The organism is Nocardioides glacieisoli (assembly GCF_004137245.1).
GTDB lineage: Bacteria > Actinomycetota > Actinomycetes > Propionibacteriales > Nocardioidaceae > Nocardioides > Nocardioides glacieisoli.
Genome location: NZ_SDWS01000001.1, coordinates 181,985 through 198,460 on the forward strand (window position 1 = coordinate 181,985; position 16,476 = coordinate 198,460).

Annotated in this window: 18 protein-coding genes; 8 read left to right on the plus strand and 10 right to left on the minus strand. The window is 72.2% G+C overall.

What is annotated here, in order from left to right; translation table 11 throughout:
* Positions 1 to 26: 26 nt before the first annotated feature.
* A complete protein-coding gene (gene yczR / locus EUA06_RS00880) occupies positions 27 to 1,499 on the minus strand; it encodes a MocR-like transcription factor YczR (RefSeq protein WP_129473123.1) in 1,473 nt (490 codons plus the stop codon).
* A 61-nt stretch (positions 1,500 to 1,560) separates the two neighbouring features.
* Between yczR and yczE the strand changes: the two genes are divergently transcribed.
* Positions 1,561 to 2,259, plus strand: coding sequence for a membrane protein YczE (gene yczE, locus EUA06_RS00885; RefSeq protein ID WP_129473124.1), 699 nt, complete (start codon positions 1,561 to 1,563; stop codon positions 2,257 to 2,259).
* Here the strand turns inward: yczE and EUA06_RS00890 are convergent.
* The 4 genes from EUA06_RS00890 to EUA06_RS00905 are packed head-to-tail and all read right to left on the minus strand — an operon-like array spanning position 2,232 to position 6,446.
* On the minus strand, positions 2,232 to 3,722 hold the full coding sequence (locus EUA06_RS00890) for a DUF6297 family protein (RefSeq protein WP_129473125.1): 1,491 nt from the start codon (positions 3,720 to 3,722) through the stop codon (positions 2,232 to 2,234). The genes yczE and EUA06_RS00890 overlap by 28 nt on opposite strands.
* Positions 3,715 to 4,368, minus strand: coding sequence for an ABC transporter ATP-binding protein (locus tag EUA06_RS00895; protein ID WP_422879740.1), 654 nt, complete (start codon positions 4,366 to 4,368; stop codon positions 3,715 to 3,717). Before EUA06_RS00895 ends, EUA06_RS00890 begins: the two co-directional genes overlap by 8 nt.
* Positions 4,369 to 4,392: 24 nt before the next feature.
* Positions 4,393 to 5,865 (minus strand): gamma-glutamyltransferase, encoded by a 1,473-nt coding sequence (locus tag EUA06_RS00900; RefSeq protein WP_129473127.1) that lies wholly within the window; start codon positions 5,863 to 5,865, stop codon positions 4,393 to 4,395.
* A 14-nt stretch (positions 5,866 to 5,879) separates the two neighbouring features.
* Positions 5,880 to 6,446, minus strand: a complete 567-nt coding sequence (locus EUA06_RS00905; RefSeq protein WP_129473128.1) for an O-methyltransferase — start codon at positions 6,444 to 6,446, stop codon at positions 5,880 to 5,882.
* A gap of 420 nt (positions 6,447 to 6,866) precedes the next feature.
* On the opposite strand from EUA06_RS00905, the gene EUA06_RS22260 reads away from it, so the two are divergent.
* From EUA06_RS22260 to EUA06_RS00920, 4 genes are all read left to right on the plus strand, one after another.
* A complete protein-coding gene (locus EUA06_RS22260) occupies positions 6,867 to 7,007 on the plus strand; it encodes a hypothetical protein (RefSeq protein ID WP_165354207.1) in 141 nt (46 codons plus the stop codon).
* 10 nt (positions 7,008 to 7,017) lie between these two features.
* The gene (locus EUA06_RS00910) at positions 7,018 to 8,100 is read left to right on the plus strand and encodes a 3-isopropylmalate dehydrogenase (RefSeq protein ID WP_129473129.1); all 1,083 of its coding nucleotides are present in this window, start codon (positions 7,018 to 7,020) and stop codon (positions 8,098 to 8,100) included.
* A gap of 164 nt (positions 8,101 to 8,264) precedes the next feature.
* Positions 8,265 to 9,347, plus strand: coding sequence for a branched-chain amino acid aminotransferase (locus EUA06_RS00915; RefSeq protein WP_129473130.1), 1,083 nt, complete (start codon positions 8,265 to 8,267; stop codon positions 9,345 to 9,347).
* 75 nt (positions 9,348 to 9,422) lie between these two features.
* Positions 9,423 to 10,133, plus strand: coding sequence for a DUF2306 domain-containing protein (locus EUA06_RS00920; RefSeq protein WP_129473131.1), 711 nt, complete (start codon positions 9,423 to 9,425; stop codon positions 10,131 to 10,133).
* Here the strand turns inward: EUA06_RS00920 and EUA06_RS00925 are convergent.
* Complete coding sequence (locus EUA06_RS00925) at positions 10,062 to 10,829, minus strand: nuclease-related domain-containing protein (protein ID WP_129473132.1); 768 nt, start codon at positions 10,827 to 10,829, stop codon at positions 10,062 to 10,064. The two genes, EUA06_RS00920 and EUA06_RS00925, sit on opposite strands and share 72 nt — an antisense overlap.
* Positions 10,830 to 10,906: 77 nt before the next feature.
* Positions 10,907 to 12,181 (minus strand): HNH endonuclease signature motif containing protein, encoded by a 1,275-nt coding sequence (locus tag EUA06_RS00930; RefSeq protein WP_165354208.1) that lies wholly within the window; start codon positions 12,179 to 12,181, stop codon positions 10,907 to 10,909.
* Between the two features lie 288 nt (positions 12,182 to 12,469).
* On the opposite strand from EUA06_RS00930, the gene EUA06_RS00935 reads away from it, so the two are divergent.
* Positions 12,470 to 12,772, plus strand: a complete 303-nt coding sequence (locus tag EUA06_RS00935; RefSeq protein ID WP_129473134.1) for a hypothetical protein — start codon at positions 12,470 to 12,472, stop codon at positions 12,770 to 12,772.
* Here the strand turns inward: EUA06_RS00935 and EUA06_RS00940 are convergent.
* Complete coding sequence (locus EUA06_RS00940; protein ID WP_129473135.1) at positions 12,769 to 13,110, minus strand: TraR/DksA family transcriptional regulator; 342 nt, start codon at positions 13,108 to 13,110, stop codon at positions 12,769 to 12,771. The two genes, EUA06_RS00935 and EUA06_RS00940, sit on opposite strands and share 4 nt — an antisense overlap.
* Positions 13,111 to 13,602 carry a GyrI-like domain-containing protein gene (locus tag EUA06_RS00945; protein WP_129473136.1) on the minus strand — a complete coding sequence of 164 codons (492 nt, stop codon included), beginning with the start codon at positions 13,600 to 13,602 and terminating at the stop codon, positions 13,111 to 13,113.
* A gap of 90 nt (positions 13,603 to 13,692) precedes the next feature.
* On the opposite strand from EUA06_RS00945, the gene EUA06_RS00950 reads away from it, so the two are divergent.
* The gene (locus EUA06_RS00950; protein ID WP_165354209.1) at positions 13,693 to 15,375 is read left to right on the plus strand and encodes a serine/threonine protein kinase; all 1,683 of its coding nucleotides are present in this window, start codon (positions 13,693 to 13,695) and stop codon (positions 15,373 to 15,375) included.
* A 17-nt stretch (positions 15,376 to 15,392) separates the two neighbouring features.
* Here EUA06_RS00950 and EUA06_RS00955 read toward each other — a convergent pair whose 3' ends face one another.
* Complete coding sequence (locus tag EUA06_RS00955) at positions 15,393 to 15,632, minus strand: hypothetical protein (protein WP_129473138.1); 240 nt, start codon at positions 15,630 to 15,632, stop codon at positions 15,393 to 15,395.
* Between the two features lie 176 nt (positions 15,633 to 15,808).
* On the opposite strand from EUA06_RS00955, the gene EUA06_RS00960 reads away from it, so the two are divergent.
* Positions 15,809 to 16,420 carry a DUF5709 domain-containing protein gene (locus EUA06_RS00960; protein WP_207208154.1) on the plus strand — a complete coding sequence of 204 codons (612 nt, stop codon included), beginning with the start codon at positions 15,809 to 15,811 and terminating at the stop codon, positions 16,418 to 16,420.
* Positions 16,421 to 16,476: the final 56 nt, after the last annotated feature.

Genomic DNA, 16,476 nt, shown 5'->3' on the forward strand with positions numbered 1-16,476 from the left:
CGCACGACCGGTCGCCCGGTGAACGGCTAGGCGACCATCACCCGGCCGGCAACGCCCTGCGTTGCCGGCCGTGGTGCGTCCCGACCGTCTCCCGGGGATCGGCCCGACACGTGCTCCCACGCTCCGGCGAGGCGGCGTACGGCCTCGGTGAGGTCGTCAGTGGACGCGGTCCACGGGATCCGGACGAAACGGTCGAGCCCTCCCTCGACGGCGAACACCGGTCCCGGAGCGACCACGACCCCGCGGCGCTCGGCCTCGGCGGTCGTCGCGGTGCCGAGCGCCTCGGGCAGCTCGCACCACAGCGCCAGCCCGCCGTCGGGCACCCGGAACCTCCACTCCGGCAGGTGCTCGCGGACCGCGGCCACGAGCGCGTCGCGTCCGGCGACGAGCCGCTCGCGGTGCACCGGCAGCACCTCGTCGGCGTGGTCCATCAGGTCGGCCAGCACGAGCTGCTCGAAGACCGGCGCTCCGAGGTCGAGCCCGATGCGGGCGTGGATCAGCCGGTCCATCTGCTCGAGCGGTGCGCGCACCCAGCCCAGCCGCAGCCCGCCCCAGTAGGACTTGCTCGCGCTGCCGATCGTGATCGCGTCGCGGGCGTGGGCCGCCAGCGGGCGAGGCATCGCGTCGGCGAGGCCGGGCCGCAGGGCGAGCGCCTGGTGCGCCTCGTCGGCCACGACGACCGTGCGGGTGCGGGCCAGTGCCGCCGCGAGCTCCTCGCGCTGCTCGTCGGACATCAGGTGCCCCGTGGGGTTCTGGAAGTCGGGGATCAGGTAGGCGAGCCGCGGCGAGGTCTGGCGCAGGGTCGCGGCCAGCGCGTCGAGGTCCCAGCCGTCGGGGTCGACGGCTGCCGGGACGAGGCGCGCGCCGGCGTGGCGCACGGCCTGGGTGGCGTTGGGGTAGGTCGGCGACTCGACCACGACTCGTTCTCCCGGCGCGGTGAACGCCTGGGCGACCACCGACGCCGCGGCCAGCGCGCCGGCGGTGACCATGACCTGCTCGGGCAGGGTCGGCAGTCCCCGCGCTTCGTACGCCGCCGCGATCCGGGCCTGCAGCGCTGGCACGCCGAGCGGGAAGTAGCCGGGGCCGCTGAGGTAGGCGGGGAGCTCCTCGGTGGCGCGCTGGTAGGCCTCGACCAGGCCGGGCGGCGCGGAGTGCGCGGCGCAGGTGAGGTCGATGACGTCCTCGCCGCCGGTGCCCGGCATGAGCGCGCGGTCGTGGGCGCGACGCTGCCCGCCGGGCACGGTGGTGAAGGTGCCCGACCCGCGCCGCGCCTCGGCGTACCCCGACTCGCGGAGCACCTCGTAGGCCCGGGTCACGGTGGTGCGGGAGACGTCGAGCGCGGAGGTGAGCTCGCGTTCGCTCGGCAGTCGTACGCCGATCCCGATCCGGCCGTCGCCGATGAGCACCCGCAGGGTGTCGGCGAGGCCGAGGTAGGCGGGGGACCGGGGGAAGTCGGCGACCAGAGTGGCTACGCGCTGGGCGCTCACAAGGCGACTCATGCAGGCCACTGTTCCACGATTGGCTATGTCGGACAAGGCCAATCAGGGGCAGGATGGACCCATGTCCAGCACCACTCCATGCGACGTCACAGCCACACGCCCCGCCCTCACCGACCTCGGCCCGGTCGCCCAACTGCGCGCCGGTCGGCTCGCCCGCCGCCTTCCGCAGCTCTACGTCGGGCTGTTCCTCTACGGCGTCTCGCTCGCGATGATGGTGCGCGGCGCCCTCGGCCTGGCGCCGTGGGACGTGCTCCACTCCGGCTTCATCCGCCACGTGCCGATGACCCTCGGCCAGGCGGTCGTGCTCCTCAGCTTCGTCGTGCTCGTGCTGTGGATCCCGCTGCGGGAGATGCCCGGCCTCGGCACGATCAGCAACGCGCTCGTCGTCGGCTTCTCCGCCGACCTCACGCTCGCCGTGCTCGACCGGCCCGACGCGATCGCCGCCCGCATCGCCCTGATGATCGGCGGCGTGGCGCTGTGCGGCCTCGCGAGTGCGCTCTACATCGGCGCCCAGCTCGGTCGTGGACCGCGCGACGGCCTGATGACCGGGCTCTCCCGCCGCACGGGCCTGTCCCTGCGCCTGGTGCGCACCGGGCTCGAGGTCGCCGTCGTCGTCATCGGCCTGCTGCTCGGCGGCGTGCTCGGTCTGGGCACCGTGGTCTACGCGCTGGCGATCGGCCCGCTCACGCAGCTGATGCTGCCCTGGCTCACGGTCGACGTGACGGTTCCTGATCAGGCAGCGGAGTCCGAGACCAGATAGCTGATCACGCCGATGCTGATCACGCTCGACAGCATCATCCCGCCGGTGCCGAACATCATCGGCAGCGCGGTGAACGCCCACACGTCGAAGCCCCGGGCGAGGCTGCCGAAGACCCCGGTCGGCACCCCGCCGGCCGGTGTGCTGACCATCGGCGCGGCGTAGTTCGGCGGCTTGCCCGTGACCCACCGGGTCGTCGAGGCGAGGGACGAGAGCGCGCAGGCGATGGCGAGGTTGGCCGCCTCGGTCGAGGGGTGCGTGGGCAGCAGCGTCGGGATCGTCGCCAGCGAGAAGAGCAGGAGCGCGACGCCGGGCACCGCCAGGTGGGCGAGGAGCAGCGTCTGCCGCTTCAGCGGCAGCATCCGCGCCAGGCTCTGGGTGCGTACGACGACGCGCAGTCCCGAGCACATCGCAGGGCCGCCGAGCAGGCCGAGGAGCGTCGTGACGAGGACCACCGCCCGGCCCGCGCCGGCCTCGGCAGCGGCGTAGGGCACGAGCACGAGCGAGGCGAGCAACACGAACGGCTGCGGCGACCGCACCGCCCGGATCAGGTCGCGGTGCACCAGCGCAGGCCAGCCGAGCGGTCCGCCGGTGCGCGGTCGGACGCTCGCCCCGCGTCCCCAGCGGCGGGCGAGCAGGACGTCGTACATCAGGCCGAGGTCGACCGAGGAGAGCGCTCCGGAGAGGCTGGGGGACAGGTGCGCGGTGTAGCCGAGGACCCGTCGCGAGACGCCTGCCATCGCCGAGCGGGTCCACCAGAACAGTGCGGCCGCGACCGCGACGAGGAGCGCGGCGGCCGCGAGACCGACGCCGAGCGGCACGCTCGGCACGGCTCCTGCGCCGTGAGTCGCTGAGAGACTCAGCAGCACCCAGAGGCCCGCCGCGATCGCCCAGGTGAGCACGCGGGCCACCCGGTTCTCGTGCACCTGCGAGAGTGCGGCGATGCCGACACAGGCGAGTGCCGTGGCACCGCCGGCGACCAGGAACACCGCACCCTCGGCGAGCGAGAAGCCGCCGAGGACGGCCGGGGCGAGCAGCGCCAGCGCGGCGACAGCGACGGCGAGCGCGGACGTACGCCCCCAACCGGGCCGCAGCAGCGCGCCCCGGTCGACGGGGGTGCTGAGGAGCCAGGCGTTGGCGGCGGGCGGGCTGAAGACCGGGCCGAGCAGTCGGGCCAGGCCGAGCGCCAGCAGGGCCACGGCGAGCGCGACCAGCCACGGCATCGCTGACCGGACCTCGGTGCACGAGCCGGCGCAGGTGTCGTCGGCGAGGCGGCGCAGCGTGAGCACGACGTTGCCGCCCATGGCGCCGATCATCACGATGCAGAAGATCGCGATGTAGCCGTCGGAGAGCACCTCGCCCCACCTCAGCTCAGCGCGACCGCGCCGCCAGTCGCGGATCTCGGCGCGCACCTCGCGGGCGGTCGGGACCTCCGGGCCTGGCTCGAGGTGGGCGGTGTCAGTCATCGCCGGCGTCCGCGCCGAGTCGTACGACGCGGTTGCAGACCCGCTCCACGAGGGCCGGGTCGTGGCTGACCAGCAGCACCGCGCACCCCTCCGCCTTCTCGGCGAGCAGCTTCCTGCCGAGCCACTCGACGCCGTCCACGTCGAGGCGGGCCTCTGGTTCGTCGAGCACCAGCAGCCGCCGCGGCCGGACGAACGCGCTCGCCAGCGCCAGCCGTCGCCGTTGACCGGAGGAGAGCGTCGAGGGCAGCTGCCCGGAGACCTCCATCAGTCCGACCTCGTCGAGGACGACGTTGACGACCTCCTCGGCGTCGGGCTGCGCGTGGGCGCGTGCCACCAGGTCGAGGTGCTCGACCACCGAGAGGTCCGGGAAGAAGTCGATGTCGTCCATCACCATCGCGAGGTCGCGCCGGATCTCGGGTCGCCTCTCGTCGAGCACCCTTCCAGCGAGCATCGCCTCACCGTCGTCGGCGTCGTCGGTGCCGACGATGCACCGCAGCAGCGTCGACTTGCCGCTGCCATTGGGCCCGACCACGCCGACGGCCTCGCCGGCGGCGACGTCGAGGTCCACCCCGGACAGGATCGTGCGGTCGCCGAAGCGGCGGGTGATCCCGCGGACCGTGAGCAGGACGTCGGCCATGGCGGTCAGTCAAGCAGGCGGTCGCCCACCACCTCAGTCCACCAGGCTGGCGACGCCGTCGCGCCGCGGGTCGGCGACCGCCTCGAGCTCGCCGCCGGCCGTGGTGAGCGCGGCGCCGACGCCACCGAAGTACATCGACGGCTCGTGCTCCACCCGGACGTCCTCGTCCGCGAGGCCGGCGCGATGGACGTGCACGCGGGGCTGGGCGACGGCGTCCGCGAGACCGAGGCCGCCGCTCACGAAGCCGGCCAGCGTGCAGACCAGCGCGGTCGTGATCCGGTCGGCGCCGGGCGAGCCGATCGCCAGGGTGGCGCCGTCGTCGTGGCGACCGACCGTCGGCGCCATGTTGGACAGCAGCCGGCCACCGGTCGGCACCCGGCGACCGGGCGGGTTGAGCTCCTGCTCACCGAGGCAGTTGTTGAGCCAGATGCCGGTGCCGGCGGCGATCATGCCCGCGCCGTAGCCCGACGACACGGTGATCGAGCACGCCTCACCCTCCGCGTCGGTGACCGAGACGTGGGCCGTCGAACCCGACTCGAGCACCGCCCGGTGGTCCGCGTCGACGCGGTCGAGCCAGGCGCGCGACGAGGCGTCGAGGTCGTCCGCCACCTCCAGCACGTCGCGGCGGTGGCCCAGCACTGCGCGCTGCACGCGCACCAGGTGCTCGACGTCGTCCGGGGTCCACGACCCGCGGGGGCGGTCGTCGAGCAGCCGCAGCATCGAGGCGACGACCACGCCGCCGACCGACGGAGGGGGAGTGGTGCCCAGGCTCCAGGCGCCGACCCGCGTGGTCAGCGGCGGACGCACGACGGGCTCGTACGCCGCCAGGTCGGCGGCACCGAGCAGGCCACCGCGTGCCTGCACGTCCCGCGCGATCACCTCCGCGAGGTCGCCCTCGTGGAGCGCGCGAGGGCCGACGGCTGCGATGTGCTCGAGGGTGGCGGCCAGGTCCGGCACGACCACCCGCTCCTCGGTCAGCCGGCCCGCCGCGTCGTGGAGCGCGGCGCGGCTCCCGTCGTCCCAGCCGAAGACGCTCTCGTGGACGTAGCGCAGGTAGTACTGCGAGGCCGAGCCCAGCGCGAACCCGTCGCGGGCGACGTCGACCGCGGGCGTCACCAGCTCGCGCCACGGCAGCCTCCCGTTGCGGGCGTGCGCCTCGCCGAAGGCCGCGAGCGAGCCGTGCGTGGCGACCGAGCCGGGGCCGATCGTGATCGTCACGCCGCCGCCGTACTCTGTGTCGACGTCCCACGTGCTCGGCGCGGGGGCGTCGTCTCGACGTCCGAGGCCGGGCCGGTCCATCCAGCCGTCCACGGTGTACGCCGCCCCCTCCGCAGGCTGGACGGCGACGAAGCCGCCGGAGCTCAGGGAGACCAGGCCGACCTCGTTGACCATCGCCACGAGGGCGGCCGCGATCGCCGCGTCGACCGCGGATCCGCCAGCGCGCGCGACCTCTGCGGCGGCGTCCGCGGCTGCCCGGTTGGGCGCGGCGACGGCGAGCCTGGTCATGCGGCGCGGAGGGCTCAGCGCCGGGTGGCGATGACGGCGGAGGCGTCGCCGGCCACCATCACCTCGACCGCGGTGAAGCGCTCGTCGGTCAGCCACTGCTCGCGGAGCGTGTCGACCCGGCCGTAGGTGATCGGCGGCCACGACTCGCACGGGGCGAAGTCGTCGAGCACGACGATGCCGCCCGGCTCGACGAGGTCGACGACCTGGTCGACGCCGACCTCCGAGGGTGTGCCGGAGTCGAGGAAGAGCAGGGAGAACGGGCCGCGGTCGTGCAGCACGCTCCAGTCGGCGGCCAGCACCTCGACCTTGTCGTCGTCGTCGAAGATCTTCGCGGCCGCGCCGGCCAGGGACTCGTCGAGCTCGGCGGTCAGGATCCGCGCCCCGTTGCGTACGCCGCTGCGCAGCCACGCGGTGCCCACGCCGCACCCGGTGCCGAACTCGGCCATCGTCCCGCCCCGCGTCGCGGCGAGGGTCGCGAGCAGGCGGCCGGTCTCGTTGCGGCAGAAGGACACGTAGCCGGCGGAGCGGCACACGTCGAAGGCGCGCTGGACGACGTCGGGAAGATCGGGGGGAGCAGACATGAGAGCGCCGAGTGTGCCACCTGTCGCGGCCCGTCCCAGGTCGCGGCTTGCGATCTCACGATCTGACACGTTCTCGGAAACCGGATGCGGATGTCCGCTGGGCGGTCGTACAGTCTGATCCATCATGCGGAACGTGCTCGTACTTATCGTTCGCCGCGGCGAGGCCTGAAGAAGGCCACCTCGTCGCGGTGTTCGGCGTTGACGAGGTTCCGCCGCCCGGCCTTCTGAACAGACTGGTTCCCAGTCGAGTTCGAAGCTGCCGCCTCTGCGGCGGGTCCGCGATCGCAGCGTGATCCGCCCAGTCGCCGGCCGGCAGCCGGGCCCGGGCGATCCCCGCACTCCCGCTCCGTCACCCGCCGCGGTGTCGGCAGCTTCGAGCTCTCACCCACCGATCGAAGCAAGCACCAGGAGTGAGATCCCATGTACGACTTCTACCCCGACTCATGGGGCCCCTCGGCCCACGACCCGGAGAACCCGCGCAGCGCGGAGAACACCGCGACGGCGCTGCAGACCGCGCTTGACCTGCGAGACAACGGCGCCCTGCGGCCGGACGACAACTAACGTCCTCCGCATGCCCGACACCCAGCAGAATCCGCCCGCTTCCGGTACCCAGGCCCTCGCCGTCATCCCCGGCGACGGCATCGGTCCGGAGGTGACCGCCGAGGCCCTCAAGGTCCTCGAGGTCGCCTCGCCGGTGACGTTCGAGTCGACGCGCTACGACCTCGGCGCCGAGCGCTACCTCGCGACCGGCGAGGTGCTGCCCGACTCGGTGCTCGCGGAGATCCGCGGGCACGACGCGATCCTGCTGGGGGCGGTGGGCGGCAAGCCCAACGACCCGAACCTGCCTCCCGGCATCCTCGAGCGCGGCCTGCTCCTCAAGCTGCGCTTCGAGCTCGACCACTACGTCAACCTGCGTCCCTCGCGGCTGTTCCCCGGCTCCGTCTCACCCCTGGCGGAGCACGTGCTGGAGCGCGGCGACATCGACTTCGTGGTGGTCCGCGAGGGCACCGAAGGCCCCTACACGGGCAACGGCGGTGCCCTCCGGGTCGGCACCCCGGCCGAGATCGCCACCGAGGTCTCGGTCAACACGGCCTACGGCGTCGAGCGGGTGATCCGCGACGCCTATGCCCGTGCTTCGAAGCGGGACCGCAAGAAGCTGACCCTGGTCCACAAGACCAACGTGCTGACCAACGCGGGGGCGCTCTGGTGGCGGCTCTTCCAGTCGATCGGCGCCGAGCACCCGGACGTCACGACCGACTACATCCACGTCGACGCCGCCATGATCTTCATGGCGACCGACCCCGCCCGCTTCGACGTGATCGTCACCGACAACCTCTTCGGCGACATCATCACCGACCTGGCCGCCGCCATCACCGGCGGCATCGGGCTGGCCGCCTCCGGCAACGTGAACCCGGACCTGACCGCGCCCTCCATGTTCGAGCCCGTCCACGGCTCCGCCCCCGACATCGCCGGCCAGCAGAAGGCCGACCCGACCGCCGCGATCCTCTCCGGAGCGCTCCTCCTCGACCACCTCGGCCACGCCGACGCGGCCGCCGCGATCGAGGCCGCCGTCCTGGCGGACCTCTCCGAGCGCGCGCCGGACACGAGTCGTCGTACGTCCGAGGTCGGGGACGCGATCGCCGCCCGCCTCTGAGGTGCTCCCGATGGTCGAGTAGCCCGCGAGCGCCAGCGAGCGGGCGTATCGAGACCCGGGCCATCCAGGTCTCGATACACCTCGCTCGTTCCTCGCTCGGCACTCGACCACCTGTGGCCGCGGTGGCCGTATCGAGACCCAGACCCTTGGAATAGGTTGACCCCATGCAGATCAGCACCACCTCGAACCCCACGCCCGTCGACGACGCCCGGCTCGCCGAGATCCTCGCCAACCCGGGCTTCGGTCAGCACTTCACCGACCACATGGTCACGATCGAGTGGACGCCCGACAACGGGTGGCACGACGCGCGCGTCGAGCCCTACGGCCCGCTGACGCTCGACCCCGCGACCGCGGTGCTGCACTACGCGCAGGAGACCTTCGAGGGGATGAAGGCCTACCGCCACGAGGACGGCTCGGTCTGGACCTTCCGACCCGAGCAGAACGCCGCGCGGATGGTGCGCTCGTCGCAGCGGCTCGCCTTCCCCGAGCTGCCCGTCGACGACTTCGTGGCAGCGGTCGACGCGTTGGTGACCGCCGACCAGCGGTGGGTGCCGGACAACTCGGCGGGCGGCGGGGAGAAGTCGCTCTACCTGCGGCCCTTCATGTTCGCCTCGGAGACCTTCCTCGGCGTGCGCCCGGCCCAGCACGTCACCTTCATGGTCATCGCCTCGCCCGCCGGGGCGTACTTCAAGGGCGGCATCAAGCCGGTCAACCTCTGGCTCTCCGAGACCTTCACCCGCGCCGGCCGCGGCGGCATGGGTGCCGCCAAGACCGGCGGCAACTACGCCGCGTCGCTCGCCGCCCAGCGCGAGGCCATCGAGCAGGGCTGCGACCAGGTCGTGTTCCTCGACGACCAGGAGTTCACCTACATCGAGGAGCTCGGTGGGATGAACCTCTTCTTCGTCCGCCGCGACGGCAGCATCGTGACCCCGGAGACCGGCACGATCCTCGAGGGCATCACCCGCGCCTCGATCATCGAGCTCGCCGGCAAGCTCGGACACGCGGTCGAGGAGCGGAAGTTCTCGATCGACGAGTGGCGCGACGGCGTCGCCTCGGGCGAGATCACCGAGATCTTCGCGTGCGGCACCGCGGCCGTCGTCACCCCGGTCGGTGAGCTGCGCTCACCCGGCTCGGTGACCCCCGCCCCGGCGAGCACCGACCTGACGATGCAGATCCGCGACGCCCTGGTCGGCATGCAGTTCGGTCGCTCCGAGGACACCTTCGGCTGGATGCACCAGGTCTGCTGAGGTCGGCCGATCGGCTGAGCACGGTCCGGCCCGCGGGCCGATGCGTGCGACCGGCGCTACGACGAGGCTCGTCGCATGACGACCCTCGCCCCGCGCCCGACCGCGTCGACGCGCACCCGCCGGGACCGGTGGATCCCCACGTCGCTCATCGCGTTGACCGCCGTACCGATCCTGGCCGGGGCGGCTCGGCTGGTCGACCTGTCCGGCGGACGCACTGCGGAGAACGCTCGCTTCTTCGACCTGCCGGTGCCGATCATCGTGCACATCATCGCCGCCACGACCTACTGCGTGCTCGGTGCCTTCCAGCTCCAGCCGTCGCTGTGGCGTCGCCGGCCCGCCTGGCACCGGTGGAGCGGTCGGGTCCTCGTCCCGGCCGGCCTCGCCGCCGCGTTGAGCGGCATGTGGATGGCCGTGTTCTCCGACCTCCCCGCCCACGACAACGCCGCACTGGTGTGGCTGCGGCTCCTCTTCGGCTCGATCATGGTCGCCGGTCTGGTGCTCGGCCTGCTCGCGGTCCTGCGCCGCGACATCCGCACCCACCAGCGGTGGATGGCGAGGGCGTACGCCGTCGCCCAGGGCGCTGGAACGCAGGCGCTCGTCCTCGGCCCGGTGGCGATCTTCCTTGGCGAGCAGCCGTCCGGTGCGCTGAAGGCGGCGGGGATGGGCTTCGCCTGGATCCTCAACCTCGCCGTCGCGGAGTTGCTGGTGCGAAGGTCAGCTTCGCGTGGACTGCAGGTCGCGAAACTTGCGAAGTCTGATGAGAAGGTCGCTCCCCGCCTCCTGTGAGACTGTCGAGGTCGGGAGCTTCTCGAGCCACTGGACGAGCTTGTTGCCGTCGACAAAGTGGACTCCGTCCACGACGTGTTCCTCGGGCATCCCGCGGCGAGCAGGTCCCCACAGCACGATGCACGGTGTCACCGCAACGGACGTGCCCGTGGCCCGGCGACGACCGGACCGTTCGCGAGGCAACACCGTGCGGGCCAGGGCTTCCGTGCGCACACGAGCACGAGCAGCGGAAACGGTCATCTCGGCGACGCCCGCGCTCGTCAGGTCCGTCCGGAATTTGGAGTCCAACACCACGACGCCACCCGACCGGGTGACGACGACATGGTCAAGGTCGCTGGCTTGCAACGGGATGCTGTCCACCCAATCCCAGATGAGCTTGCGTTTCTTCGCGCGCTGGAGCTCGGAGCGGGTGTTGTCCTCGCCCCAGGCGCCGCGCAGCTGGAAGACGGCTCGAGGCTCGTGGGCGAGGACTGCGCTGTTGAGGAAGTGAAGGACCGTGGCCACGAGGCCGGCGTGCAGGACTCCAACCAGGTACCAAGTGGCTCGTGTGGAGTACGCGACGCCGAGCCAGGTCGCGATGAGAGCGGACGCCAGGAAGAACGCGCACGCGACAGACACCGCATTCTTGTTCTGCATCAGCCACCGAGTGCGCAAGCGCCGCAGCTCGCGACTCGGATACGACTTGACGGTGCTCATGGATCCCCCGATCGGTGAGCTCCGATCCCACCACGCTCGAGAGCTGCGCGTGAGTGAAACCAAACGTGTGGGTCGGCCTACGTCCGCCGGTTGAACCGCACGTCGCCGTTGCCCATCCGTTCCGCTTCGTATGTCGGGTCGTGCGCTCGGTGGTGATGGTGCGAGCAGAGGAGCACGCCGTTGTCGAGGCCGGTGTCGCCTCCGGACTGCCACGTGACCCAGTGGTGGGCTTCGGACCAGGTCCCGGGGATGTCGCATCCCTCGGCCCGGCAGGTGCGGTCACGGATCAGCAATGCTCGGCGCTGAGCAGCACTGAAAAGGCGCCGGGCGCGGCCCAGGTCGAGGACCTCGGAGTCTCCGCCGAGCACGGCGGGGATGATGTTCGCGTTGCACGCGAGCCGACGGGCCTGTGCCGCGGTGATCGACTCGCCGGCACGCGCGTCGGTGTGCGGGTCGCTCGGGACGGTGCCTGATCCGAGCAGGTCGCCCGCGCCGAGGTCAGCCATGAGCTTCTCGAAGGGGATAGTGACCACCACGGTCGTGGCGTCACCGCCGTGCACTGGCAGTCGCTTCGGGTCGAGGGCCCCAATCAGCTGGCAGAAGGCGTCGCCGAGGTGACGCGGGTAGGGCAGGCACGGGACAGGATCGATCGTCGGGTCCGCGTCGACCACGTCGCGACGCGGGTTGGCGTACGCCTCGAGGTAGGTCGCCAGGCGCGTGGCGGAGGCGTCGGGGATGAGGCCGGACACGCGGGTCGTCCCGTCTCCCAAACGGCGCAGCGTCAACCGTGTCCGCCGACGACCCTCCGCCTCGAGGGCGGCGAGCCGCCGGCCCTCGGCCTCGTCGACGAGGTCCGGAGCAATCACGGTGAGGATGTGTCGCCCGATGCGGGCGAGCTGCTTCGGGGCGAAGCGGCCTGCGTGCTCAATCAGCACCCCCTCGGCGCGCTCCAATACCACGGTCGGGACCTCGTCGGGTAGCTCGTCGAGCGCATGGACGATCACCGACGCCTGGGCGGTGTTCACCCGGCCCTCGCGCAGCGCAGCACCGAGCGTCTGCCACCGACGGTCGAGGGCGACTGCGAGGCGCAGATCGGCGCGGGCGTCCTCGAGGCGCGTGCGGGTGGAGTCCGCAAGCCAGCCTGCGGCGTCGCGTGCACCGGACTCGGCAGCCAGGTCGTCGGCGTCGGCGAGGATCCGCATCCGGAGCTCGGCCAGCCTGGACTCGAGCGTCGCCAGCTCACGCAGCGCCGCGGCCTTGTCGGCCGTCGCCATGAACGCTGGGTTCGTGTCTGCGACGGTCTTGAGCGCCTCGTCGATGAGGTCGGTCGCGACCAGGATCGGGTGCGTCACGTGCGGCCTCCTCTCGACGACGGCTTCAGCACACGCACGCATGGCTGAAGAACGGTCGTCGCTCCTGGAGGCCCGGATCCCGGGCTATTACCTACCCTCGCAACTCGTCCTGTCACAACCGGGAAGGCGCACCAGCTGAACTGGTGGCCCGGAGGCTCTCTGACGTGAAGCGAGAGTATCGCTCGAGCAGCAATTTACAAACAGGTGTTCGATCAAGAATGCATCAAGTGCTGCGAAAAGTTGAGGAGGTCAATCTCGGATCTGCCGCTGTGAGGTCATCCTTGTGAGGTGGACCTCGCGAAGTACTACCGGCGTCTCGTCCGTGACCTCGACGGGTGGTCATCGGCAGCAGAAGTGGCGCCTGGTCGCATTCGGGTGTCGGTCCGGCAAGCCGGTGGCGGATGCCGAACGGTGGTGATCGTGATGACGCCGGCTGAATGGGAGAACATGTTCACCGTCGCGCACGGGAGCTTCGACTCGGCCTTCGACCGGGTGAAGCAGACCCTGCTTGCGATGAAGCCGCACGAGCGCTTTGCTGTCTATGCCGACTACGGCTTGGAGCCGTCTACGACGGAGACTCTGCTCGGCTAGCCCGCAGCGGCGCAGGTGATGCAAAGCCGCGCGGCGGGCAACGCCTCCAGCCTCGCCTCGCCGGTGGCGGACCCGCAGCGCTCGCACACGCCGTACGTCCCGTCCGACACACGAGCGAGCGCGGCGTCCACCTCGGCCAGGTGGCCGGCCACCTGACGGACGAGAGCGCCGATCTGCGAGCGCTCGAAGGCGATCGTGGCGCCCTCGGGGTCGTGCTCGTCGTCGGCGTTGGTGTCGAGCGAGGCGGCCACGATGGCGTCGTGGTCGCCGGTGAGGCTCGCCAGCCGACCCAGCGTCACCTCACGCTCGTGCTCCAAACGCCGGCGCGGGTCGTCCATTCAGCCGGTGACGGGCATGAGCAGGTCGGTGCGCAGGTGGTCGGGCTCCTGGCTCGGGTCGCTGACGTAGACCTCGATCCACGACCCGGTCGGCTGTGCCCCTGCGGCGTCGGCCAGCCGGCCCCACGCCTCTCCGAGGTCGTCGTACGAGCCGAGGTGGGTCGCCGCGACTGCGGGACCGGAGGGCAGCGTCGACGGGACGACCGAACGCTCACCGGCAGTGAGGGGTGAGGACAAGGCGTTGGCCACCGGGAACCCGAGCTCGAGGTCGAAGGCCTGCTCCACGTCACCCTTGTAGATCGCGAGCGCCGGCCCGGTCGGTGTGATCGCTCCGGTCCCGATGAGCGCGGCGATCGCGCCGTAGCCGTCGTCGAAGAGGGTGCGGATGTCACCGAGCGTGACGCCGGCGTGCCGGATCACGGCGAGCGGCACGGAATCGAGCTCGACGCGGGCGGCGTGGTCGTAGGGCTGGGCGGGTGCGAGGTCGGTCATGCGGTCACGCTAGCCCCGCCGTCCGACGCTCGGCCCGACCCTGCGCGCCGGATGACAGGCAACACCGTCCACCGGCCGTATCCTCATGACGTGACGACGTCCCCCCAGGCGCCGCCGCCCGGGTTGACCGTCGGCGGCTACTCGCTGCGCGCCCGCCTCGGCGAGGGCGGCATGGGCGTCGTCCACCTCGGTCAGAAGCCGGGGGAGCGCCCGGTCGCGATCAAGGTGCTGCGCCCGCACGTCGTCGGGGACGACGAGGCGCGCCGCCGGCTGGCGCGCGAGGTCAGCTCGCTGAGCCGGGTGCGCAGCCGCCGGATCGCCGAGATCGTCGACGCCGACCCGTGGGGCGAGATCCCCTACGTCGCCACGCGCTACGTCCCCGGCCTCTCACTGCACGACCACGTGCAGGAGGAGGGCCCGCTGGAGGGCGACGACCTGCTGTGGTTCGCCGACTGCCTCGCCGAGGCGCTCGAGGCCGTCCACGACGTCGGCGTGCTGCACCGCGACATCAAGCCGTCCAACGTGATCATGGAGGGCCGTACGCCGATCCTCATCGACTTCGGCCTGGCCCGGGTCGCCGACGACTCGCAGATCACGATGACCGGGTGGCTCCTCGGCACGCCGGGCTACCTCGCACCCGAGATCCTCTACGGCGACGACGCGACCGCCGCGTCCGACGTGCACGCCTGGGCCGCCACGGTGGCATACGCCGGCACCGGCCGCGCGCCCTTCGGCCGCGGGCCGTCGGTGGCGATCATGGACCGCGTCCGTCGCGGCGAGCACGACCTGTCCGGCCTCGACCCGGTGGTCCTCGAGCTCGTCGAGGACGCGCTCGCGCCCGACGCGGAGGACCGCCCGTCCCTCGACGAGGTGCGTGACTGGCTGGAGGAGCTCGCCGGCGGCGAGCCCCGCGAACCCTCCGCGTCGCACCCCGTGACGCTGCCCTACGTCGCATCCGTCCGCCAGGACCGCGAGGCGCCGACCGCGGTCGCCACTGGCGTCGTGCCGCCCGCGCTCTCCGAGCCGGTGCACTGGTCGGACGACTGGCGCTCGCCGGACGACGACCTCTACGACGGAGGCCGGACGCAGGGCTGGGGAGAGGCCGGCACGGTGCCGCACCGCCAGACCCGCGTGCTGCCCGACGGGTCGGTGGAGTACGTCGGCGCCTACGGCCCGCCCGCCCGCGAGGTCGTCCCCGCGGGGGAGCGGCTGCGTCGCGGACTCTCGCTGCTCGCCCTCGGCGGCGTGGTGACCGGTGGCATCGCCTATGCGCCGTACCTCGCCCTCGCCGTCCTCTTCCTCGCCGTCTGGCTGCTGCGCAGCGGCTCGCTCGCCGCCTCGTCGGCGGGCGGCAGGCGGGACCGGCGCGGCGCCAAGTGGTACGACGGCATCCAGCTGCTGCTGGCCGCCCCCTGGCACGTCGTGGCCGGGCTCGGTGGCACCCTGCTGCTGATCCTCTGGAGCGTCGGCATCGCCTCCGCCGTCGCCCTGCTCTGCTTCGCCGCGTCGCTCTCGGTGCTGACCTCGCTCGGGGTGATCGGAGCGTCCTTCGCGATCGGCACGTGGTGGGGACCGGGCTCCGAGCGCGTCCGCTCGCCGATCCATCGTGCCGTCGACCCGCTCGCCCGGCGCGGCGTGCCGTGGCTGCTGGTCACGCTTCTTGTCGCCGCGCTGGGCACCGGTCTCGGTGCCGCCGCGTCGTCGTCGGGCACGAACTGGGCGCCGTACGACGACGCGCCCTTCGCGGACGTGCGCCTGCCCGCCTGGCTCTGACGGACGCCGGCGCGCCGTCAGTGGCCGTCGTCCCCGATGCCGGCCGCGCCGAGCTCGAGCGCACGGAACTGCCCCCGCAACCGGTCCTCGGCAGCGCGCCAGAGCGTGGCCGAGTGCGCGTACTGGTGGAACACCACGGTCCCCGGTCGGGCCAGGTCGCGGCGAGCTTCCTGGACCCGCGCACGCTCAGCGAAGTCGTCAGCCGCTGCCATGAGCTCGCTGAGCGCCCAGTGCTCACTCGCCCTCACCGCCGTCATGACGAAAGGCTTCCCCATCCGAGTCCCCGGTGGGGACGACGACGAGAACCTGCTCAATATTTGGGGCGCGCGTGGTGGCTCCCGACGACCGGCAGGCGTGTTCCGCACGGCAGATCGGGGTACGTGCCGTGCTCATGCCCGCACGACGAGCCGTACCGGCTGGGAGCAGGAGAGCAATGACCACCGAACAGCCCGACATCGACACCGAGATCGGCACCGACCCCGCCGTCGACATCACCGGCGACAGCACCGACAACGAGAGCTACCACGGCTACAGCGTCGACGACGAGACGCAGCCGCAGAGCACGGGCGACAGCCTGGTGGACGACCGCGACCTGCCCGAGCCGCTCGACGAGGGCTACTCGCCGCCGGAGAAGTGGTCGGTCGGCCAGGGCTTCGGCAACACACCGCTCGAGGAGAGCATGGGGGAGTCGCTCGACCAGCGCGTCGACCAGGAGCTGCCCGAGCCCGACCCCTACGAGGTCGCGGACGCGGAGGCGGAGCGCGGCGACCTGGCGCCGCTCGTCGCGGAGGACTCCACCGACGGCGAGGCGGTCCAGGCGGACGTCGAGGCCGCCGAGGGTGGCCGCGCGGGCCGTCTCGTGGCCGAGGACGAGGGGGCGCGCACCGACACCGAGAAGGACCTGGTCGCGCAGGACGTCGGCATCGACGGCGCCGCGGCCGGTGCGGAGGAGGCCGCGGTCCACCTCGTCGACGACCCGGACACCGTCGACCCCCTGCTGCTCGACGGCGAGGTCGTCGACGAGGAGCCCGACGGCACCTCCTGACCGACGGGCCCGTCCCAGCCGCGTGGCCGGGACGGGCCGTCCCGCCCCCGATGGTC

Bases quoted from the DNA above. Each gene is read 5' to 3' on its own strand.
- yczE (WP_129473124.1), top strand. From the start codon at position 1,561: ATGTCCAGCACCACTCCATGCGACGTCACAGCCACACGCCCCGCCCTC.
- EUA06_RS00920 (WP_129473131.1), top strand. From the start codon at position 9,423: ATGACGACCCTCGCCCCGCGCCCGACCGCGTCGACGCGCACCCGCCGG.
- EUA06_RS00890 (WP_129473125.1), bottom strand. From the start codon at position 3,722: ATGACTGACACCGCCCACCTCGAGCCAGGCCCGGAGGTCCCGACCGCC.
- EUA06_RS22260 (WP_165354207.1), top strand. From the start codon at position 6,867: ATGTACGACTTCTACCCCGACTCATGGGGCCCCTCGGCCCACGACCCG.
- EUA06_RS00945 (WP_129473136.1), bottom strand. From the start codon at position 13,602: ATGACCGACCTCGCACCCGCCCAGCCCTACGACCACGCCGCCCGCGTC.
- EUA06_RS00960 (WP_207208154.1), top strand. From the start codon at position 15,809: ATGACCACCGAACAGCCCGACATCGACACCGAGATCGGCACCGACCCC.
- EUA06_RS00915 (WP_129473130.1), top strand. From the start codon at position 8,265: ATGCAGATCAGCACCACCTCGAACCCCACGCCCGTCGACGACGCCCGG.
- EUA06_RS00940 (WP_129473135.1), bottom strand. From the start codon at position 13,110: ATGGACGACCCGCGCCGGCGTTTGGAGCACGAGCGTGAGGTGACGCTG.
- EUA06_RS00910 (WP_129473129.1), top strand. From the start codon at position 7,018: ATGCCCGACACCCAGCAGAATCCGCCCGCTTCCGGTACCCAGGCCCTC.
- EUA06_RS00905 (WP_129473128.1), bottom strand. From the start codon at position 6,446: ATGTCTGCTCCCCCCGATCTTCCCGACGTCGTCCAGCGCGCCTTCGAC.
- yczR (WP_129473123.1), bottom strand. From the start codon at position 1,499: ATGAGTCGCCTTGTGAGCGCCCAGCGCGTAGCCACTCTGGTCGCCGAC.
- EUA06_RS00955 (WP_129473138.1), bottom strand. From the start codon at position 15,632: ATGACGGCGGTGAGGGCGAGTGAGCACTGGGCGCTCAGCGAGCTCATG.
- EUA06_RS00900 (WP_129473127.1), bottom strand. From the start codon at position 5,865: ATGACCAGGCTCGCCGTCGCCGCGCCCAACCGGGCAGCCGCGGACGCC.
- EUA06_RS00925 (WP_129473132.1), bottom strand. From the start codon at position 10,829: ATGAGCACCGTCAAGTCGTATCCGAGTCGCGAGCTGCGGCGCTTGCGC.